This window comes from Shewanella sp. UCD-FRSSP16_17, from assembly GCF_001675935.1.
Lineage (GTDB): Bacteria > Pseudomonadota > Gammaproteobacteria > Enterobacterales > Shewanellaceae > Shewanella > Shewanella japonica.
Map to the genome: position 1 here is coordinate 924,665 of NZ_LZFV01000001.1, position 21,734 is coordinate 946,398.

The window sequence follows — 21,734 nt, forward strand, 5'->3', positions numbered from 1 at the left end:
TGGGTAATCGCAATGCTTGGCTAGATTATCTTATAGTATCAACTGCAGTGTTTGTCACTCCAGTCAAAACCATAAACAGTTGTTACTATTCATGTACAGATGGATTTGCACATTAGTAATGAATTTGGCAGCATTGGGTTTCTTCTCGTTCTTATTTCTTTTCAGCAACACCTACTTACTTGGAAATTGCTCATGCATTATCACATCATTGCTATCGATCCTAAAGCACATTTGTTTGAAGTCACTCAAACTATTCAAGATGCAAAACCACAACAGATATTGTCTTTACCTTCTTGGCTTCCAGGCAGTTATATGATCCGTGATTTTGCCAGAAATCTAATTGAAATAACCGCAGTGGATGAGCAAAACACGCCAATTGAAATCGAACAACTCGATAAGCAAACTTGGCAATGTAAAAACAGTCAGTCATTTATTAAAATTTCATATCAGGTTTATGCTTGGGATTTATCTGTGCGCTCTGCTCATTTAGACACAACCCATGGTTTTTTTAATGGCAGTAGCGTGTTTTTAAGTGCCAAAGGCTTAGAGCATACCAAGCACACACTAACGATAGCCAAACCAGCCCTTGATGAACTTAAAGACTGGAAACTTGCCACCAGCATGAAAAGAACCGCTGGTGAACAATACGGTTTCGGTGAGTTTTACGCAGATAATTATGATGATTTTATCGACCATCCCGTAGAAATGGGCCCACTTGCAATAGCCAGTTTCGAAGCCTGCGGTGTGCCCCATGATGTTGTGTTAAGTGGTAAACATGATGCTTCATTGCCTCGTTTATGCCAGGATTTAAAAGCCATATGCGAATATCAAATCAACTTATTTGGCGGTCAAGCTCCTTTTGATCGCTACGTATTTTTAACGACTGTTTTAGGTAATGGCTTTGGTGGATTAGAACATCGTGCAAGCACCGCATTAATGTGCTCAAGAAAAGATTTGCCAACAAACATGACCCATGAGGTCAACAAAGATTATCGCGTTTATCTATCGTTATGCAGTCATGAGTATTTTCATAGCTGGAACGTAAAACGTATAAAGCCTGCTGAGTTTACCCCATTTGATTTATCTAAAGAGGCTTATACTGAGCAATTATGGGCTTATGAGGGCATTACCTCATATTTCGATGATCTATTAACTTATCGCAGTGGTTGTGTCAGCCAGAACCAATATCTAACCATGTTAAGTGAAATTATGACACGGGTTTACCGTTCACAAGGTCGCTTTAAACAAACACTGTCATCCTCAAGCTTTAATGCATGGACCAAGTTTTATAAGCAAGATGAAAATGCCAACAATGCCATTGTTAGTTACTACACAAAAGGGGCTTTATTCGCTTTATACCTTGATTTAACTATTCGCATTGAAACCAAGGGAAAACACAGTTTAAACGATGTCATGTTGGCGCTTTGGCATGACTATGGAGCTAAAGGCATTGGCACTCAGGGTGATACACATCAGCGTATTATTGAGAAGCTACTAAACCGTAACTGTGATGATTTATTTGTTTATTTAAATAATACCCAAGATATTCCACTTGAACCTTTATTGAATAAAGTTGGTATCACCATGACGTTGCGTACCAGTGCCGGGGCTACTGATTTAGGTGGCGGTGAAACTAAAGGGCTTAATATTGCATTTGGCGCTAAAACCAAAGCAGAGGCATTCGGTCTCAAAGTACTAACCGTTACCAACGACAGCCCAGCGCATCAAGCAGGCTTAAGTGCTGGTGACTTACTCATTGCAGCCAATGACTTACAGGTTGATAGCCAATTTGAACAGCAATTACAATCTAAAGAATTGGACACAGAGTTAGCACTACATTGGTTTAGACGAGATGAGTTAATGCAAGGCACAATGCCAATTAAACTTGCTATAAAAGATACAATTAGTTTATCTATCAATGATGAGAAAAAACTCAAAATATGGCTATAAACCTTCGCTAGTTCAATAAAAAAGGTGCCCTATGGCACCTTTTTAGTGTTAGCTTAACGATTAAAAAATACGGGGTTTAACCACGTTTAATTCTTTCGCTTACTCGGGCTTCACTATGCGCTTCTAACCAATATTTTTGTAAGGTTTCATTTTGCATACCTGTTGCAGAATCACCTAAACTCCATGCGCCTTTCCAGATACCATCTGCAATTAAATGTACTACTGCACTTTCGATTGCTGATGCTACACATAAACTGACAGGTTCGTTAGACGTGTAACCCGCTTCTGCTTCCAGCAATTCTTGCGCATCGATAAATTTAAAAACCCCTGCGGTGATTTCTTTTGAAATAACCGATTTAGTTGTAGTCACACTACTTAATAATCTACCCGTTCGAATATCAACTGCTCTTAGGTTAACGGTAATGCTATCAACACGATATTGGCCTGATGCTCCTATACCCAAGTAGCGCGCACCTGCACCACCTGTTTTAATATTGGTATCATAAGCCACAATACCGCCTTCCATTAAAACTTGTGCACTATTCAGTTGAGGTAACTTGCTTGCATCGCCTTTGAGTCCTGCTCTAACAATTTTTCGCTCTGTTAACAGGTTTTGTAGCCCTTCACGTTCAACTGGAATAAACCACGAAGAATCATTAAGAGATTGAGCTAGAAAAGCGGTCCCCGATTGCGGTACAGCAGTCGAAAAGTTACTGGATGGAATCGGCTTATATTGCCCAGTTTGATCACGAAAATCATAAACTGCCGCAACCATCGCACCTTGTGGAAAAGGTAAGCTAATTAAATCGTAATAAGTTTCACTTTTCGGCATTAAACTGGTTGTTGCATCAATATTCTCGAACTCTTCATCCACTGATGAACAAGCTGATAGCATAACCACAAGAGCCGATATAATAATCTTGTTCATATTAGCCTCCGGTACCAGTATCAACGATACCGCCGACTTCAATGATGGTTGTTTCGCCTGTTAAAATATCCGTGATGTGAACAATCAATGCGCCATCTTCATTCACAACGTTTATTTCAAAGTCATCTGTTAACAAGTAGCCTTCGCCACCATTTGCGGCGTCATTAAATAACTGTGACATTAACCGAGACTCTAAAGAACTGGCTAAACGCTCTAATGCCGTGGGCGGCGTATATCCTGAACCAGAGCTGCTTTGATGATCATTTTGCGCTGCAGCATTTGCTAATAAGTATGAGCCGTTTAAATAACTACCACCAAAAGCGGGGTTAACAGGCTGATATATCAATTGAGTTGCTAAACACTCAACTGAAAATAATAATAAAATTGAGCTAAATAGTATTTTTTTCATTTTGGCGTTCCCTGCTTAGAATTCGTCAGGAGCAAGGTCAGGATCTAAAAGAGCCCCTAACACTGCTTGTTCATTTTGTTTTATTACCGCGGTATTCACTCTTTTAGCGGCATAATTAACTTGTTGTTCCAAATTTCGACTAATAGGCGAAATAAAAGTGACAAAGATTGTTTTTCGATTTTGTTGGATTAAAATTTTACTACCACTTCGCGCGGTAGCTTGCTCAATAACCGTAATTCCCGAATGCTTAGTCGCACCGCCAATATCCCGATAAGCACTCACAAATTCACGATAAAACTGATGCCCTATTCGTGTCATCGCTCTATTAAGGATCAAGCCCTCAATCAAGTCCGATTCACGTTTAGGTTTGGCATCACTGACAACGACTGTTTCGGTGTTTGATTTTTTTAAAGAGTTTTCTTGCGCAACAGACGCTTTAGATTCTGGGACAACTTCATCAGAAGCGGGTTTAATCTCAGGATTTGTTAACCCTGAGGTTTCAGATATCGCTTCCAATTTCTTATCTTCAGCCGCACTTACCTGGTTTGCAGTAAACACAAACGCACAAGCTAAACACAATAGAATCGGAAGCGTTATCTTCACACTCTCACCTCATGCATATGAGTTTGGGCCCACGCAATGGCTTGGCCACGGCTAGATACCCCAATTTTGCGAAATGCGCGGTATAAATGAGTTTTAATCGTTGATTCACTCACAAATAATTGGTTTGCGATATCAAGATTAGTGCTACCGGTCAATAAAGCTTGTAATACTTCTCTTTCTCGAATGGTAAGGTGTTCGCTTTCATCTTCATTCTCAAAGCCCATTAATGATTTATGTAAATCATTTGGAATAACACTTCTTCCTTTAAGGATCTCATTAAAGCCGCTACTAATTTCAGCTAAATCTGCATCGGTATAAAATGCGCCAGAAGTAGTTGCTGGATGAATTAAAAATTTAGCGTCAACCTGTTTAGGAAAATTGATAAAGACGGTTTTGACAACATAGTGCTCTCTCTCAATGAGCCTTTGTAATTGATAAGCTTGTTGTAAATCGATGGTGGCTAAATCAAAAACCACAAGAGAGATTTGCTGTTCAGACAGCTGCGAGCTCATCGTCGCAGGGGTTGCTTTCGCTAGTTTGACCAAGAACTCTTGTGGCCAACGACAATCAAGTAAATCAACAAGTAACCGCGAACGTGAAACAATCATCCAATTGATAACTTTAAACATCACTTACACTCCATGTGATTAAACAAACAAAGTAACTTACATCTGATACTGTACCTGTATCATTAAAGCCAGATTAGCAAGCTAATCTGGCTTTAACAATTAGCCTAAAGGGTGTTTAAAATCCCTTTTGTATACTTTAGTACTACATACCTTGAGTAACAGTTGCCATGTTGTTTGAACCCACTTGAGTCACAACTGCACTGTTGCCCATGTCAGTTTGAGTAACTAAGGTAGTATTCATGCTTCCATTGGCATAAACATCAGCAAAATGATCTGAACCTGTTTGCAAGATATCGATATCATTGCCAGAACCAAGCCATGACTCACCAATCGCTTCGTTCATATCACCTGTTTGTACGATATCGACCATTGAACCATTACTTGAACCGTCAGCATATGCACTGTTATCGTTACCAGTTTGAGTAATATTAACGGTATTATTGCTACCCCATGTTCCAGCACCATATCCTGTGCCATAGAAACTTGAAGAATTAGCGTTATCCGTTACAGAATTCCCATTACCAGTTTGAGTGATAGTAATAGTGTTATCTGCGTTATAACCAGTTTTTGCACCAGCATAGTTGTCTGCGCCAGTTTGGTAAACATTAATATCATTTGAAACACTAGAACCAGTTTGGCTAACTAAAGCCGTGTTAGAGTCACCACTTTGCATAACGATTGCAGTATCATCAGTACCCGCTTGATCAACTGTGGCAGAGTTCCCCATACCAGCTGCTGAACCACTTTGAGTAACTGTTGCAGAGTTACCAGAGTTACTTTGAGTTACATTTGCCATTTGATCATAATCAGATTGCGTTACAGTGGCAGTTTGACTAAATCCTGATTGAGCGACCATTGCTTGGCCATTCTCACCGTCCTGAGTTACAGTCGCTAAGCCACTATCACCCGTTTGATCAACATCTGCCATATTATTTAAATTAGATTGAGTAACATATGCTTGGTTGTCGTTACCCATTTGCATTACATTTGCATCGTTAGATAAACCAGTTTGAGTCGTATTTGCTATATTGTTGTCACCTTCTTGACTAACAGCAGCAACAGTATCATCAGAACTAGCTATATAACCAAAGTTCAATGTCGTTTGACTAACAACTGATTGGTTACCAGTACCATTTTGATCAATCGAAGCAACTGCACCATCTGAAGATTCTTGAATAATTGAAGCATTATTCAAAGGTCCACCTGCTTGAGTAATTGTGGCATCTGCATAATCAGACCAATGGTTATAAATGTCCGCAATATCACCTGAACCATTTTGATTAATTGTAGAGTTAGCTGCATCCCCATTATCCTGTAAAATATTAGCGTTATTGTTATCGCCATTTTGATTTACAAGTGAGGCCGCATTTGCACCATTATTGAAGCGCTGTTCGATAGCAGCTACGTTTTCATTACCAGTTGTGCTGATAATACCTGTCGCAGACTGTGTATCATCATGCTGAAAAATACTACCTTGGTTTAGATTACCTGTTTGAGTAATAGAGCCCATTGTTTCAGAAGTATCTTCTTGTGTTACTGACGCGGTATTCGTATCACCTGATTGAGTAATAAATGCATCATTATTTTCGCTGTTCAAAACTTGAGTAACAGTGGCACCATTGCCATTACCGGTTTGATCAACGGTTGCTTCATTATCAGAACTTGCATATGCACTGCTTGACGCTAAAATCGCAGCTGACACTAATATTGCTAATTTAGAATGTTTCATTATCGTATTTCCCTTTACTGTGTATTATTAATTAATTTAATCAAGGTTAATTACTGCAACATTGCTGAGTTACCTCAACGTGTTGCGAATTACCCCACTGGAGTACACCTACTGCATTCCCAGATCCGTACTGCTGGATCTCGATTGAATTCTCGTAACCACTTTGTTGTATTAAAGCTACGTTTCCTGTTCCTGTTTGCATCACATCTAAAAGTAGGTTTTCACCCTGCTGAGCAGATAAAACGACATTTCCAACACCGACTTGCAATATTTCAGCTTCTACATTGGCACCAAATTGCGATGCCAAGACATAATGTTGTGAACCTTGCTGGTCAATATTTATCGTATTTGTGAAACCGTTTTGAAATGTTCTAGATTGATTATCTACACCAGATTGATTTAAATTTAATGAGTTATCGCTACCATCCTGAACAGCTCGAGCAATATTGGTCCCACTTGCGAGTTCATCAAAATCACTTAAATCTGACTGACTGAAACTAGGAAAAGAAGCTAGACATACAGCAACAGATAACATCCCTGCTATTGTTTTAACGCGATGTAATTGTTCACGCTTGAATAAGTCCATGCTTCCTGCCCTTCACTTTGTAAAAGAGTTATTCCCTTTACATTTCCAGTGAATTTAGTATTACTCGATATAATGTGTTCTGAATCCACCCCGAGTATTAAAGGAACTTAGACCAATAGACTAAAATGTATCCTAACCCCCACTTTTGTACTATATGGAATTATCAAACTAAACAAGCTAAGACATTGATAAGTAATTAAAATATTAAAAAGCGCCATTAAAATGACATATAACGAAAGGTTGAGCTGCAAAGCAGGAATGGAAAACAAGATTAAGTATTGGACAAACAAGATTGACTAAAATGGATTACGAATTTGAGCAGAATAAACTTGATTTATACTCATCACACAAGTGATAAATACAGTGTCCAGATAAGCAAAATTACACTGACTGTTTGCCAAAACTTTACAGGGTTTCGCTCAATAAAAGGAATGGTTGTTCTAGGCTTAGCCTTTGCTGGCGTGGTTAAAGCATGAATAAATTCATTCGTATCAACAAAACGAAATGAAGGCTCTATAGACAAGGCTTTTTCTAATGCGGTATCCATCCACTCCGGAACCATAGGATTTGTTTTGAAAACAGGTACATAATTTAGCTTTAAGAAGTCGCTGCGCTGATGGCATTTTGCCAACTGACCTTTAAAAGGTTGCTCACCTGCTAACATTTCATACGCTATCACAGCAAATGAAAACAAGTCAGCACGCCCGTCAGCTTGATACCCTAAAATCACTTCAGGTGATGTGTAATCTGCAGTACCAAGAATTTGATCGCGTTTTAGCGGCGTTGTTATTTCGGCAATACCTTTAATATGGCAAGCGCCGAAATCAATTATTTTCACCACCCCTTCACGAGTAATAAAAATATTATCTGGCTTTAAATCTTGATGTAATGTTTCTTTACGATGAAACGCGCGAATGCCTGTTTCAATTTGTTTGAGTAATTGTAATACTTCTTCAACTGGACCTCGTTGATGTTGTGCCATCCAGTCAGCCAAACTTAAGCCTTCTAAATATTCTGTTAAATAATAGAGCGCCGACTTATTAAGGTGGTGATCAACGACTTTAACTACATGTTGACTATTGATTCGGTGGCCAATCCAGCTCTCAAGCATAAATCTCTCTATATATGCACCATCATCAATATAATTAACTGATGGAGTTTTCATACAACGTACTTCGCCTTGACTATTTTTGACAACATACACCTGGCTGCGCTGACTTTGGTGAATCACTTTTATAATTTCGTAATCATCTAAACGCATTCCTACTTCCATTGGAGGCGGAAAAGGACGGCTAGCGAGCTTGTGATAAACATCGTCTATCGCTTGAGTGGGTAATTGTGAAACTGAAATTAATTGAGCACTAAGGTTGTCTTTACTATCAAACTTGAAAGCTTTGTCAGTGAGTTGCTGACAGAAGTGCTCGCAAGCTTGATCTGAGATCGTGATATTATTTTCTTGAAATACAGCTAACATCTTTTTTAATTCATGATCAGTCAACACATCATGAACACCATCAGTTGTTAGTAAATATAAGTCACCAACCTCGACATTCAGCTGCTTATAATCAACCTCAAGGTTTACATCCATACCTAAAGCTCGGGTTAAATAGCTTGTATATTCATTTACTGATGTGCTGTGATCTCGGGTTATTTTAACTAATTCGCCTTGCCTGAATCGGTATATTCTAGAGTCTCCAGCATGCAACATGTGCGCAGAACAAGACTTAAATACCAAAGCACTAAAAGTGCAAACATAGCCTTTACGAGCATCTCTATAGTCTTGACCAAGACCATACAACCAACGGTTAAGTGCAGTTAATACTCGTGTACTTGACGTTAAAACACTCCAAGACTCGGGTGTTGAGTAGTAATCAGCGATGAAGTTAGATACGCTAATAGCCGATGCTTTCGCACCACCTTCAGCCGCACTCACCCCATCGCTGATAACACTCACAATACCTTTAGTGGTTAACATTAATCCGGTTGGAATTTTTATACCGATTGCGTCTTCATTTTCTGATTTTCGGCCTTTATCTGAATATTGCCCCGCATGCACTTCAAGAGCACCCGATATTGGTAATTGTTCTTGCTTATTGTTCGACAAAGTTAAACCAGTGTCTGATGATGACAATATAATGTCTTGTTCAACGTCGGTTTCTTTATCATGTCCTGTGTTAGTGACATGACTCAATGCTTGGTTTTTTAGATGTGATTGCATAAAACCCTTTAAACACCAACACCGTATCGCTCTAGTGATACGGTGTTAGTGATTGAGATAAATAAAAATCTAATTAACACTAATTAGTGTGACTTCACCTTTTTCATTCACCTCAGCCATATGACCTTTGGGCTCTGTCATAAAGAATAATGTGATGAAACCAATCACAGCGCTAATAGCAATAACGTAAAAGAATACAGAGGTTGAAACCATTGAGTAAACCGTTAAGAAAAACACCGCCCCAACATTACCATAAGCTCCTGTCATACCAGCAATTTGTCCAGTTAAACGACGCTTAATTAATGGCACGGCAGCAAATACTGCCCCTTCACCACCTTGAACAAAGAATGAACATGCCATAACCACAACAACAGCAAGCGGTAATGCCCAACTACCGTCTATTTGGCCTACCGCAAAGTATCCAACAGCCAAACCAGCGGTTAAAATGAGTAAGGTATTCTTACGTCCGAATTTATCACTTAACCAGCCACCACCAGGTCGAGACATTAGATTCATAAAGGCATAACTTGAAGCGACCATACCAGCTTGCGCCATGCCTAGGCCGAATGTTTCAGCAAAAAATAACGGCAGCATTGATACAACGGCTAACTCAGAACCAAAAGTGGTGAAATACAGCACATTTAATACGGCCACTTGTTTAAAAGGATACCGCTCAAACTCTGGCACCTCGTTAACAAAAATATCTTTGTTAACTTGATAAGTTTGATAAATGTCCACCAGTAATATAAGTACTAAACCAGCATAAATTAACTGGGTTGTTTGCTCTGCTAACATACTCACGCCAGCAGGCGACAATTTCCATGCTAACAAGGCTAACGTAGCGTACATAGGAAGCTTCATAAATATCAATAAAGCAAAATCCCCTTTACTGGTGACTTCTAATCCACCTGCTTTTTTGGGTTTAAAATAAGTCGACCCCTTTGGTGTATCGGTGACATTAAAATAGTAAACAAATGCAAAAATTAAGCTAATTAACCCTGTTAAGCCAATCGCGTATCGCCATCCGTCTTCGCCCCCAAAAAAGATGGCTAATCCAGGTAAAGTAAATGCTGCTGCAGCTGAACCAAAATTACCCCAGCCGCCATAAATGCCTTCTGCTGTACCTAACTCTTTCGCTGGAAACCACTCACTGACGATGCGAATACCAATCACAAAACCAGCACCAATAAAGCCAATTAAAAAGCGCGCTAATGCCAATTGTTCAAATGAATTAGCCACTGCAAACATAAAACAAGGTATAGAACAAACACCTAAAAGCACAGAATAAGTTAACCTTGGGCCATACTTATCTGTCACCATTCCAATGATAATCCGTGCAGGAATGGTTAATGCAACGTTCAAAATCAATAAGGTTTTAATCTGTGATTTAGTTAATCCCAAACTATCAGCAATAACACTTAACAAGGGTGCCGCATTAAACCAAACCACAAAGGTAATAAAAAATGCAATCCAGCTTAAATGCAGCGTTTTCATCTTCCCCGAAAACGACAATAAATTAAATTTCTCAGAACTCATACGACATGTCCCTATGACTTAGCCAAAACCAATACTTGGCCAGCTTCCTTTTTAATTTCGTAAGGTGAAGCAACGAGTGCTTCATCTTCTAAACACACACCTGTCTCTAGGCTGTAATGTTGCTTATATAATGGCGATGCAACACAAAGCACTCCTTCCATATCGCAAATTAACCCACGGGCAAGTAGACTTATCCCAGTTGCAGGATCAACATTATCAATAGCATATAAACCATGCTTACCTAAATCAAAAATGGCAACTGCTTTGCCAGCAACCCAAGCTGCTACACCTGTTCCTTGAGGCAAAGTTGACTCATTACATACCGTTACCCAACTCATACTAGTTCCTCCACAGCTTCTTGCTCATTTTGTTCAGCAGTAATATCTTTAATCGCAATATTGCCAGCGCCAGATGATGCTGTATCGACTGGGAATCGTTGTTCGCGCACACGATGATATAGATGAGTTTCTCCCTCAGGTTTAGCTTCTGGGTTAACAAACTCATTGAAGCGAGCCAAAAACTCCGGTTTTTCAAGACTTGTTTTCCATTCACATTGATAGGCATCAACAACTCGACTCATTTGAGCATCTAATTCACTAGCAATCCCTAAACTGTCTTCAATTACTACAGATTGTAGATACTCAAGACCACCTTCTAGTGACTCCATCCACACTGAAGTACGCTGTAACTTGTCTGCTGTTTTAATATAGAACATCAATACTCTATCGATATATTGTATTAGTGTAGGCGTATCTAAATCAGTGGCAAATAAGTCACCATGACGAGGTCGCATGCCGCCGTTACCAGCCACATATAAGTTCCAACCTTTATCAGTGGCTATCACACCTATATCTTTACTTTGCGCCTCTGCACACTCGCGAGTACACCCCGACACAGCAAACTTAATTTTGTGCGGACTACGTAACCCTTTGTAGCGATTTTCTAAATCAATGGCTGTTCCAACAGAATCTTGTACGCCATATCGACACCAAGTGCTACCCACACAAGATTTAACCGTACGAAGTGACTTACCGTAGGCATGACCAGTTTCAAAACCTGCTTCAATCAACTTCTGCCAAATGACTGGTAACTCTGATAATTTAGCACCGAACAAATCGATACGTTGTCCGCCAGTAATTTTGGTATATAAATCGTGCTCTTTGGCCACCGCACCAATCGCAATTAAGCCATCTGGAGTAATTTCACCACCTGCAATACGAGGCACCACTGAATAGGTGCCATCTTTTTGCAAGTTACCTAAATAAGCGTCATTAGTATCTTGTAATTGCACATGACTGCTGTCTTGGTTAAGCACATATTTGTTTTGTAGCGATGCAAAAATGGAAGCTGCAGCAGGTTTACAAAGATCACAACCAAATGTTGAAGCCTCACCTGTTGCTGAGCGTTTACCGTGCTTAGAAATTAACGTATCAAAATCTTCAATACCTTCTACCTGGCACAAGTGATATAGAGATTGTCTATCATGCTCAAAATGGTCGCAAATGCCGGTATTACACTCAACACCTTCTGCAATAAGCGCTTCATCCATGACTTGCTTCACAAGTGCAGAACAACCTCCACAACCTGAAGCTGCTCGGGTACAAGACTTGATTTCTGCAATTGTGTGATTGCCTTCTTTTACAGAACTCACAATGTCCGCTTTTGTGACTTGGTGACATGAACAGATAATTGATGTGTCTTTCAAATCTGCAGCTGACTCTTCACCTGTCATTAATAAATCAACGGCATTACCTTCAATTTCATCCTGAGATAAATAACAATCAAGCAAACGGTTATAGTCACTATTGTCGCCAACTAACACAGCTCCTTTTAAGAATTTACCCGTTTCATCTAACCAAAGCTTTTTATAAATGCCCGATTGGTTGTCCGATAATTCCACAAACTGGGCATTTTCAAAGCCACGGCTTTCACCGATTGCAGCAACGTCGACACCAAGTAATTTAAGCTTGGTACTCATGTCTGCACCAGTAAAGGCAGTTGATGATGTTGCCGTATCAGTTAAGCTAGCCACGAGACTTGCTACTGCTACACGTGCCATTTGATATCCAGGTGCCACTAAACCAAAAATGCGGTTTTGCCATAATGCACATTCACCAATAGCGTAAACATCTACTGCTGAAGTCAAACAATTATCGTCGATTGTGATACCGCCACGTTCTCCCATTTGCAATCCACTTGAACGAGCAAGCGCATCTTGAGGACGGATACCCGCAGAGAAAACAATCATGTCAGTTTCAAGAAAACTGTCATCATTAAAAGTCATACGATGCATCGCTGACTCGCCATCAATAATAGCGGTAGTGGCTTTTGAGGTATGAACGGTAACCCCTAGATCATTGATTTTACTCTTTAATAAATCACCCGCTTTATCATTTAACTGAACAGGCATTAATTGTGGAGCAAATTCAACGACATGAGTCTGCACACCAAGTGCCATCAAAGCATTAGCAGCTTCAAGGCCTAGCAGGCCACCACCGACGACGACGCCCACTTTAGATTGACTAGCCGCAGCTTCAATATCTTGCAAATCTTCAATGGTACGGTAAACAACACAACGTTCTCTGTCATTACCATTAATGGGTGGTACAAAAGGATAAGAGCCTGTGGCTAACACTAAGCTGTCATAATGACTCGTGACACCATCTTCGGTGGTAATGCTTTTAGATTGTGTATCTAATTCAGTTATTCGGCTATCAAGATGCAGCTTGATACCCCAATCTAGATAATCTTGCGCACTTGTTAACATCAGCTCATCAGCGCTGCCTGTTTCAAAGTATTTAGATAGTTGCACCCTGTCATAAGCTGGGCGTGGTTCTTCACCAAAAACCTCAACATCAAACTGCTTTTGAAGCCCTTGACTGCATAATTGCTCGATAAAATGGTGCCCGACCATACCGTTACCGATCACAACCAACTTAGGTTTTTTGTTGACCGTTGTCGGTGAATTCGACGTTCCTGTAGAATTAGCCATCGTTGGCTCCTTTTTTATTTTTGAAATCAAAAAACAAAAAGGCGCCGATCTCCGCAAGCAGAGATGGCGCCATTGCCTTTATTCCAATTTTTAAATTAAAACTTTATATACTTTGTTATTCTCATTGACTCTAAAACGGATGATAGTAAAGACGCCATTGCCTGCTATATCGTTTATCACGTTTTAAGTCATTCGAGCGTTAACGAATGCGTTTGAGTTAATTTCGGTATTATTCATTTATGATTATGTGTTGCATTGACTATGCCAATTACAATGTAAATATAAGTACATAAAAACAAAGGATTATATTTACAAAAGACTTACCAACACTAGGCTTTGCTGTTCGCACCATGGGCACACGCACCAATTTGATGCACACGCTTTGCTTCAAGTTGTTGCGCCGCTAAAATGATTTCATTGGCCATTTCAGCAAAACTGATCGACTTGTCCATTGCTTGTTTCTGAATCATTTTATGTGCTTGAGCCTCTGTCACTCCCTGACGTTGTAATAATGATTTAGCCCTTGATACACGTTTTAAGTCAGTGCACTTTTCATCTAACTCTTTGACTTTCTCAAGCATAGTTGAAGCACTATTAARGCGAATTTTAGCCAAGCCAACTAATGACTTTAATCGTTTAGGTGTCAGTTTTTCTGGTACAAATGTCACTCGCCCACACTGTAATAAACTCTTTAATAATTCTTCATCCCATGCGTACGCATTAACAATAATTGGCAGTGCCGTTACCATTAATAAACGCTCAATGAATACCTGTTGCAGTGGCGTCAAAGACTCAGTAAAAAACACCAAACAAAGAGCATTGCCTTTTATAATTTGGCGCTCTAACTGACTCAAAGAACTTGCTTCCATACACGGGTCGATACTACTCAACTCCGACATACAATCGATAAACACGTTTTCATTGGTAAATGAAGGATCACGATATACTAAGTTAACCACGACTAAGTCCTCACTTCACGCTGCTTACTTTGATACTCTCTTGATGAAGAGTGATCGTATGCAGTTTCACAAATAGGATTAAAATCTGAATTACCAGAGATAAATTCTTGTTGAATATCATTTTGTTGTTCGTCAGCCCAGTCAACTTGATTACTACACGTTAACTGTTGATTATTAATGCTATTTTCAGACGTATCAAATTGGTGAGCATTATGAATAGATAGCTTATTTAATTGAGTGACATTATTTCTACATAACCAACTTTTACTTGCGTATGTTAAGGCTGTGTCAATTGCTAAATTCGGTGTTGATAGCATTTTCACTAATGCGACAGTCGCAGTAATACTGGCCATAGCTTGTTGTAATTGCCCATCAGTAAGTTCGCTTTCAGCAATATCTTCACCGTGCCAAAGTTGTGCAAGCAAATAAGCTGGCAAGTCCGACTGCCCTACTTTAGCGCCAACAAATGCTTCAAGCTGAGTAGGAAGATCAACATGGTTCAATTCAAGTGTTTGCTTATCGCCACTTGCACCAAATCTAAGCAATTTTACACTTGTACTCACTCTTGGATTGATTTCTGTTTCACCTTGTAACCCCTTAAAAATCGCAATGTCGGCGTGTTGCTTTGCTAAAGTATCGCCAGCTTGCTGCTCTGCTAGTAACATTGCGACTTGTTGGTGCTGCTCATCTAAACCTGGGTGAAAATAACTACGTAAACTGAATGGTGCATTGGTAGGATTGATACAGCGAACTGACATTTGAATTAAACTACGTAGGCCTAACTCCTGGTGCAAGCGGCGACAATCATTGAGCACAGGAACGATATCGGCAGAATTGACATAAATAATCCCTGTTTTTGCTAAATTAACTTTAGCTTGCTCTGCAGTAAAACACCGTGGAATGTCTAACGCCGAAATAAAAGACTCTACATGTCTTCGGTGAGGAAGAGACTGGCTGTCACCATGTAAAATAATCGTTTGGCCTTTGCGCGCGATGGTTTTAGCGGCTAATAATAACCATGGTAATTGCTCTCGCTTTCCAGCATATACTGGCCAATCTATGTCCGCATTAAGGTCTTGCCATTCTTTGCCAACAAGCTGTTTTAGCCCAGAAGCAACGCCTGCAAGCTCTTCAACTGACTCTCCTCTGACTCGCATTAGCATCATTGCAGCTGCCATTTGAGCAGATGATAGCTCCCCATTAGCGAAAGCCCTAATGAGATGAGATGCTTCGGCAAAGTTTAAACTTCGGCTACCTTTCACGCCTTTGCCTAATGCTTTAACCAGCTTGCGGTTATCAAAGTCATCAGCATCAAGCTGTGTTTTTGAATGTTGTTCAACCATTGACGACCTCGGCCATTGATGTCGCACTGACATCAGCAAGTAAAGCAGCTAGCTCTTGCCCAACAGCAACCACTTCACCAATAATAATCAGTGTCGGGCCAGAGTCTTTAATTGTTTCAGCTTGTTCTGCCATCGTTGAGACATTGGCGTAAGTCACTAATTGATTGGGTCTGCCGCCATTTGTGATAAAAGCAACGGGTAAATCAGCTGGCGCATCAACAGCGAGTAGCCCAGATGAAATAGCCTTGGCCTGCTCTTTACCCATATAAAATACCAGTGTCGACTCAGCTGCGAGTAATGCTTTCCAATGTGTTGGGGCTTGGTCAAACTTAGTTCCCGTCACTAAAGTCACTGAACGTGCGGTTCCTCGAAAAGTAAGCGGGATACCTGTATTCGATGCGCAACCTAATGCCGCTGTTACTCCCGGTGTAAATCGGCTTATCAGGCCATTTTTTGCTAAAAATAGCGACTCTTCAGCACCGCGACCAAAGATATGCGGATCGCCCCCTTTTAGACGAACAACTTTTTTTCCTTGAAAGGCTAATTTGGCCAACAAGGAGTTAATATCATCTTGCTTATAACTAGGTTGGCCACAACGTTTTCCGACAAAGTGTCGTTCACAATCAACTGAAACGAGAGATAAAATATCACTGCTTACTAGGCTGTCGTAAACTAATGCGTCAGCTTGAGAAATAATTCTAGCGGCTTTAATGGTCAACAAATCAAGTTGGCCACAACCTGCGCCAACAATCTCAACCTCACCAGCAACTAACTCGCTGCTAGTAACTTTAGAAGGATTACTCCCAGCAACACTATGGTTCACTAATTGACTGATTGAATGACTCATCACGCCACCTCCTCTTGAGTTGATTTAGATTGTTTTTTATTTTTTACTGCCACAGTCTCTATAGCCATATCTTCAAGACCAAGTAGCCAAATATCACTTGCACATTGCACCACTTCACTATGGCAACTGCCGCATTGCTTGCCACAACCCAATTCTGACTGTGTCTGTTCAAGCGCTTGTTCAAAATCACCTTGGCTCAATATCGCTTCATTACCACTTGTTCGATGAGCAAACACCAAATTATCTAACGCTTGCAGCATCGAATCCTGAATTTTGGCCTCTGTGACACCAGTACATGCACAAATAAGCGGACTGTTACCAGCTTTAATCAGTTGATGTAATCGGTTCATTAGCCCTGTATCTACTGTTTCACCGATAAGAAGATGCATCGGCTCAAGGGCGACTTCAACTTGCTGCTTACTTAGCAATTTAAGCGACACTAATTGGCCCTGATTCATATTGCACTGCACATGAATAACTTGCTTATTCAGTAAGCTCACCGTCCATTTTAAAGAGTAACTAGTAGACTGAAAATTAAAGCCTTTTTCCGCATCATCAAAAGCGATGTGATAACACTCACCCGCTGACAAACTTTGCTGAACATTCCAACATGTGCCGGTAAATAACGGGTCATGCTCGCCAAAGATAATCCCTTGTAATGCCAGCTCTACTTTAGTAACGGTTGTTGCTTGGCATTTAAAGCCAGGTTGCTTCGATATTGGGTCTAACTGACTATTTAGTGTTTGATTCACTCCTTTACCAAGGGAGAACTGCGAAGACCAATGCATTGACATGAAAGCCATATCGGGAGATTGATTGTCGTCGGCAACAACCCTTGCCGTAGCTTGAACACTCGATGTACTCTGTTCGCAACTTACTTGAGCACGTTCAGCATCAGGCGTTGCAAAACACACTAAATCACCATCATTTAACTCAAGCTGTTGAATTTTGATTGGATGTAACGCGACAAATGGTTCAGGAATACTCGCCCTAAGGCTGGCAATGTGGCCAGTGCGAGTCATGGTATGCCACTGATCTCGATTGCGGCCACTATTGAGCAATACTTGATGTTGACCGACACTCAACTCTGACTTGAGCGGCTGTGTTGCAATAAACTGCGCTTTAGTAGAAGGCGTTGAAAATAGCCCACCTTGATATAATCGACGCTCAGTTTGTCCAAGCATTGCGGCACTTGTTACTGGCCATTGAGTTGGCGCTAATCCGTCGTATTCAGCATCAGTTAATTCACTCATGCCAGAGATATCAAATTGTTTTTCAGGAAATTGTGCTTTTACTGCTTTTGAAAGCTGAGCAAACTCTTTAAACACAGCCGCACTATTTGAGAATGTAAATGCTGCGCTATACCCCATGCGTTTTGCAACTTCAGCAAGTGCCCACCAATCAGGTTTTGCATTGCCTTTAACGGGTATAAAGCCACGTTGACGAGTGATAACACGTTCGCTGTTAGTGACAGTGCCACACTTTTCTGACCAACCTAAAGCAGGTAATAATATGTCGGCTTGTTTTGCGGTTGCGGCATCTTGGGTGATATCTGATACCACCACAAATGGGCAAGCATCAAGTGCCTGCTGTACTTTTGCAGTGTTCGGTAATGAAACTAACGGGTTTGTTCCCATGATCCATACGGCTTTAATTTTGCCATCAGCCATCGCATCAAATAATTCAACTGCAGTTAACCCTTTATCTTTAGCAATGGATTCGGTTTGCCATACATCTGCTAATAACTGTCGTTCAGGAGCAGAGAATCCCATATGGCAAGCAAGCTGTGTGGCAAGTCCACCGACTTCTCGCCCGCCCATCGCATTAGGCTGACCAGTTAAAGAAAAGAAACCACAGCCAACTTTACCAATATGACCAAGCGCGAGATGGCAATTGATGATTGCATTCGTCGAATCGGTACCTGAAGTAGACTGATTCACTCCCTGACAACTGGCAGTAATGACTTTCTCATGGGCAATAAATAACTGATAAAATTGGGTTAATTCGCTTACCGTTAAGCCTAAAGACGATGCAAGCTGGTCAGTTTTAACAAGATCAGTTTGTGAAGATAGGGTGTGAAGTACATCATCAAAACCTTCTGTGTGCTCATCAATGTACGTCTTATCTTGAGCCTCATTTTCAGAAATAAATTGCAATAAACCATTAAACAACAGACTGTCAGTGCCAGGCGTAATTTGTAAATGAAAATCTGCTTGAGCCGAAGTGGCCGTTTTAGCTGGGTCAACCACAATGATTTTTGTACCAGATTGCTCGCGCGCTTTAATCATTCGTTGAAATAAAACAGGGTGAGTCCAAGCGCTATTCGCCCCAACTAACACAATAACATCCGCTTGCTCAAAATCGTCATAACAGCCCGGCACAACATCTTCACCAAAGGCACGCATATGCCCACTCACTGCAGATGACATACATAAACGTGAATTGGTATCTACATTGGCTGTACCAATAAAGCCTTTAGCAAGCTTGTTTGCAACGTAATAGTCTTCAGTTAGCAACTGACCTGATAAATAAAAAGCCACAGAGTCTGGCCCGAACTCAGCAATTGTCTTTGTAAAAGTGTCTGCAATTGTTGTTAACGCCACATCCCAGTCAATTGGCTTACCTGACTTACGTTTGGGATAACGCAGTGTATTAGGCTGAACCAAGCTTTCTAGTAACCGTTCGCCTTTAGCACATAACTGTCCTTTATTAGCTGGATGTTGCAGATCACCCTCAAGGTTATACATGGGTGCACTTGCTTTTGAGTTTTTCTGCTCATCGTTAACATGCGGCGTTACCTCTGCAAGAGGCGAAACACTAACACCACAGCCTACTCCACAATAAGCACAACTTGTTTGGATACTAGACCGGATATGAGACATGCAACTTCCTTTTACTGACAAAATTCTATGTCAATAACATCGCAAAAGTTGTGCCAATAGCCAAAGTGATGATTTTAAAGATGTTTTAAATTTGAGGGTAAGGTTTCAATCAAAAACTGTTCTAGATAAGTGCATTATTTTGCACCAATTAAGCGCAAACCATTGAAAACACAGCAATTTAAATACCTCTTTAGGGGTAGTTTAATTATAAGTCACTGAACATGCAGTGGGTTTTTGATATACAAATATCAGTCAATTTAAGGCGCTTGAATCAAAGCAAAAAAAAGCACCGTCATTAACGGTGCTTTATTCATCAGTTGTTACACAGTTCAACTAGCTCAATTACTGAGCAGAACGACCATCATCATGACAACTATCACAAGTTGGTACGTCACCCACATTCATATCATGTGGCGCGTGACAATCGGCACACATTAACATGCCGTCATGCGGTGCATGATTATCATCCATTTCAGCTAATGTGCCATGACAGCTTTGACACTGTTCAAACTCATACTCACCATCAGCAGATGGTTCACCATCAGCGTGACAGCTTTCACAGCCACCCATTTCGGCATGGAAATCAGCTAAGTTTTCATCTGACGCAAACGCGTTTGTTGACAATGTCAGTACAGCTAAAGCTGCTGCAAACAAAGCCACAAGAATTTTATTGCTCACTATAATACCCTCCATTTGTGATAATAAAGAAAACGATCATCAATTAGCTTTCTTAGTTATCGGTTATCAGCACGACATTTTGACTCAATATTTTGGCTCAATACTTTGACTCTACAATAAACTTAGCTAACACTGCTTAATTTAGCAACAGTAAATACAACTACCCAAGCCTAACATTGAACCTTCTCCCTTAACATGCGTCACGCGATGTAACCACAAGATTAAAGTGGTCATCATTCTACTCGCACAATTTCAAAAAGAAAGTATTAAAAAAGGAGCCCTTGGGCTCCTTTTCGCAATCTTATTAATGTATTAGCTGTTTTTAAGTGCGCTAATGCGTTTGTCTAACGGCGGGTGACTCATTAAGAATTCAGCCATTGAACGCTTACCATTAATACCTAATGCAGCCATTTGTGCTGGCATTGCACCTGTTTCTGGCCCTGTTTTTAAACGCTCTAATGCAGCAATCATTTTATGCTTACCTGCAAGTTTAGCTGCGCCTTCGTCGGCTTTAAATTCACGAATACGTGAGAAGTAAGCCACAATCATTGACGCTAAAATACCGAATAGCATGTCCATGACAAAAACTACGGCCATGTACGCAAACATACCTAAACCTTCACCATCTTCGCTGTTATTAGCAACGACGTTGTTAACAATGCCAGCAACAACACGAGCGGCAAAAATAACGAAGGTATTAACAACACCTTGAATTAAGGTCAATGTCACCATGTCGCCATTGGCAACGTGGCTAACTTCGTGCGCTAATACGCCTTCAATTTCGTCTTGAGTCATACCATAAAGTAGACCAGAACTCACCGCGACCAATGCATTGTCTTTACTTGGACCTGTGGCAAAAGCATTCATTTCTGGTGATTGGTAAATCGCCACTTCTGGCATTTTGATACCCGCTTGCTCAGCTTGACGGGCAACGGTTTCAACTAACCAACGTTCAGTGTTATCACGTGGTGTTGTAATGACTTCACACCCCATGGTCTTTTTAGCCATCCACTTAGAAATCGCTAAACTGATGAATGCACCACCAAAACCGAACATGGCAGCAAAAATTAATAACCCGCTCATGCTTGAGGTACTCACCCCAAGTAACGACATCACAATCGAAGCAACTAGCAAAATTGCTAAGTTGGTGCCAATCAATAACATAATACGTAACATTACAACTCCTATCTGGCACTAACGCCGCTTAAAACTTTCTAATAACGTACAACCATGTCTTCATGCATGATTGTTTAAATCTTTTGCCAATTCTACTTTTTACATTGAGTGTATGGCGATAGCTCAATGCATAATGACATAATATGTCCTATTAGGTTATTTTCAAGGTGTCATCGAAAAAAATGACATAAAATGACAAGTTCTTGAAAATATCACATCAAGCCTAATCTCAGCTGAATGGTCTTCGTTAAATTATGACTTAATCGCTA

Annotated in this window: 17 protein-coding genes; 1 reads left to right on the top strand and 16 read right to left on the bottom strand. The window is 40.4% G+C overall.

Annotated features, from left to right (window positions below; genetic code table 11):
- Positions 1–192: 192 nt before the first annotated feature.
- On the top strand, positions 193–1,950 hold the full coding sequence (locus A9267_RS03935) for a M61 family metallopeptidase (protein WP_065108305.1): 1,758 nt from the start codon (positions 193–195) through the stop codon (positions 1,948–1,950).
- A gap of 76 nt (positions 1,951–2,026) precedes the next feature.
- Here A9267_RS03935 and A9267_RS03940 read toward each other — a convergent pair whose 3' ends face one another.
- The 16 genes from A9267_RS03940 to htpX form a co-directional block, all read right to left on the bottom strand.
- A complete protein-coding gene (locus A9267_RS03940; protein ID WP_055024384.1) occupies positions 2,027–2,878 on the bottom strand; it encodes a CsgG/HfaB family protein in 852 nt (283 codons plus the stop codon).
- Between the two features lies 1 nt (position 2,879).
- Complete coding sequence (locus A9267_RS03945) at positions 2,880–3,287, bottom strand: curli assembly protein CsgF (RefSeq protein WP_055024383.1); 408 nt, start codon at positions 3,285–3,287, stop codon at positions 2,880–2,882.
- 15 nt (positions 3,288–3,302) lie between these two features.
- Entirely contained in the window at positions 3,303–3,890 is a 588-nt protein-coding gene (locus tag A9267_RS03950; RefSeq protein ID WP_231919042.1) for a curli production assembly/transport protein CsgE, read from the bottom strand.
- Positions 3,887–4,519, bottom strand: a complete 633-nt coding sequence (locus tag A9267_RS03955) for a LuxR C-terminal-related transcriptional regulator (RefSeq protein ID WP_055024382.1) — start codon at positions 4,517–4,519, stop codon at positions 3,887–3,889. Before A9267_RS03955 ends, A9267_RS03950 begins: the two co-directional genes overlap by 4 nt.
- Before the next feature lie 142 nt (positions 4,520–4,661).
- Positions 4,662–6,248: a beta strand repeat-containing protein gene (locus tag A9267_RS03960; RefSeq protein ID WP_065108306.1), complete on the bottom strand. Its 1,587-nt coding sequence runs from the start codon at positions 6,246–6,248 to the stop codon at positions 4,662–4,664.
- A 46-nt stretch (positions 6,249–6,294) separates the two neighbouring features.
- Entirely contained in the window at positions 6,295–6,834 is a 540-nt protein-coding gene (locus A9267_RS03965; RefSeq protein WP_055024380.1) for a hypothetical protein, read from the bottom strand.
- A gap of 343 nt (positions 6,835–7,177) precedes the next feature.
- Positions 7,178–9,052 carry a bifunctional protein-serine/threonine kinase/phosphatase gene (locus A9267_RS03970; protein WP_082972173.1) on the bottom strand — a complete coding sequence of 625 codons (1,875 nt, stop codon included), beginning with the start codon at positions 9,050–9,052 and terminating at the stop codon, positions 7,178–7,180.
- A 69-nt stretch (positions 9,053–9,121) separates the two neighbouring features.
- Positions 9,122–10,588 (bottom strand): NarK family nitrate/nitrite MFS transporter, encoded by a 1,467-nt coding sequence (locus tag A9267_RS03975; RefSeq protein ID WP_055024379.1) that lies wholly within the window; start codon positions 10,586–10,588, stop codon positions 9,122–9,124.
- An 11-nt stretch (positions 10,589–10,599) separates the two neighbouring features.
- Positions 10,600–10,926 carry a nitrite reductase small subunit NirD gene (gene nirD, locus A9267_RS03980; protein ID WP_065108307.1) on the bottom strand — a complete coding sequence of 109 codons (327 nt, stop codon included), beginning with the start codon at positions 10,924–10,926 and terminating at the stop codon, positions 10,600–10,602.
- Positions 10,923–13,580, bottom strand: coding sequence for a nitrite reductase large subunit NirB (gene nirB, locus A9267_RS03985; protein WP_065108308.1), 2,658 nt, complete (start codon positions 13,578–13,580; stop codon positions 10,923–10,925). The genes nirD and nirB overlap by 4 nt, the downstream gene beginning before the upstream one ends.
- A gap of 329 nt (positions 13,581–13,909) precedes the next feature.
- Positions 13,910–14,539 carry an ANTAR domain-containing response regulator gene (locus tag A9267_RS03990; RefSeq protein ID WP_065108309.1) on the bottom strand — a complete coding sequence of 210 codons (630 nt, stop codon included), beginning with the start codon at positions 14,537–14,539 and terminating at the stop codon, positions 13,910–13,912.
- Between the two features lie 2 nt (positions 14,540–14,541).
- Positions 14,542–15,882 (bottom strand): hypothetical protein, encoded by a 1,341-nt coding sequence (locus A9267_RS03995; RefSeq protein WP_065108310.1) that lies wholly within the window; start codon positions 15,880–15,882, stop codon positions 14,542–14,544.
- Positions 15,875–16,729 (bottom strand): uroporphyrinogen-III C-methyltransferase, encoded by an 855-nt coding sequence (cobA, locus tag A9267_RS04000; RefSeq protein WP_082972175.1) that lies wholly within the window; start codon positions 16,727–16,729, stop codon positions 15,875–15,877. Before cobA ends, A9267_RS03995 begins: the two co-directional genes overlap by 8 nt.
- Positions 16,729–19,611: a nitrate reductase gene (locus A9267_RS04005; RefSeq protein ID WP_065108311.1), complete on the bottom strand. Its 2,883-nt coding sequence runs from the start codon at positions 19,609–19,611 to the stop codon at positions 16,729–16,731. The genes cobA and A9267_RS04005 overlap by 1 nt, the downstream gene beginning before the upstream one ends.
- 342 nt (positions 19,612–19,953) lie before the next feature.
- Entirely contained in the window at positions 19,954–20,289 is a 336-nt protein-coding gene (gene cctA, locus A9267_RS04010) for a tetraheme c-type cytochrome CctA (RefSeq protein WP_055026312.1), read from the bottom strand.
- A gap of 312 nt (positions 20,290–20,601) precedes the next feature.
- Complete coding sequence (gene htpX, locus A9267_RS04015; protein WP_055026313.1) at positions 20,602–21,465, bottom strand: protease HtpX; 864 nt, start codon at positions 21,463–21,465, stop codon at positions 20,602–20,604.
- Positions 21,466–21,734: the final 269 nt, after the last annotated feature.

Excerpts from the sequence above, each read along its gene's own strand:
- nirB (WP_065108308.1), bottom strand. The coding sequence starts at position 13,580 with ATGGCTAATTCTACAGGAACGTCGAATTCACCGACAACGGTCAACAAA.
- A9267_RS03955 (WP_055024382.1), bottom strand. The coding sequence starts at position 4,519 with ATGTTTAAAGTTATCAATTGGATGATTGTTTCACGTTCGCGGTTACTT.
- A9267_RS03960 (WP_065108306.1), bottom strand. The coding sequence starts at position 6,248 with ATGAAACATTCTAAATTAGCAATATTAGTGTCAGCTGCGATTTTAGCG.
- A9267_RS03940 (WP_055024384.1), bottom strand. The coding sequence starts at position 2,878 with ATGAACAAGATTATTATATCGGCTCTTGTGGTTATGCTATCAGCTTGT.
- A9267_RS03935 (WP_065108305.1), top strand. The coding sequence starts at position 193 with ATGCATTATCACATCATTGCTATCGATCCTAAAGCACATTTGTTTGAA.
- A9267_RS03995 (WP_065108310.1), bottom strand. The coding sequence starts at position 15,882 with ATGGTTGAACAACATTCAAAAACACAGCTTGATGCTGATGACTTTGAT.
- A9267_RS03970 (WP_082972173.1), bottom strand. The coding sequence starts at position 9,052 with ATGCAATCACATCTAAAAAACCAAGCATTGAGTCATGTCACTAACACA.
- A9267_RS03945 (WP_055024383.1), bottom strand. The coding sequence starts at position 3,287 with ATGAAAAAAATACTATTTAGCTCAATTTTATTATTATTTTCAGTTGAG.
- nirD (WP_065108307.1), bottom strand. The coding sequence starts at position 10,926 with ATGAGTTGGGTAACGGTATGTAATGAGTCAACTTTGCCTCAAGGAACA.
- htpX (WP_055026313.1), bottom strand. The coding sequence starts at position 21,465 with ATGTTACGTATTATGTTATTGATTGGCACCAACTTAGCAATTTTGCTA.
- A9267_RS03975 (WP_055024379.1), bottom strand. The coding sequence starts at position 10,588 with ATGAGTTCTGAGAAATTTAATTTATTGTCGTTTTCGGGGAAGATGAAA.
- A9267_RS04005 (WP_065108311.1), bottom strand. The coding sequence starts at position 19,611 with ATGTCTCATATCCGGTCTAGTATCCAAACAAGTTGTGCTTATTGTGGA.
- A9267_RS03965 (WP_055024380.1), bottom strand. The coding sequence starts at position 6,834 with ATGGACTTATTCAAGCGTGAACAATTACATCGCGTTAAAACAATAGCA.
- cobA (WP_082972175.1), bottom strand. The coding sequence starts at position 16,729 with ATGAGTCATTCAATCAGTCAATTAGTGAACCATAGTGTTGCTGGGAGT.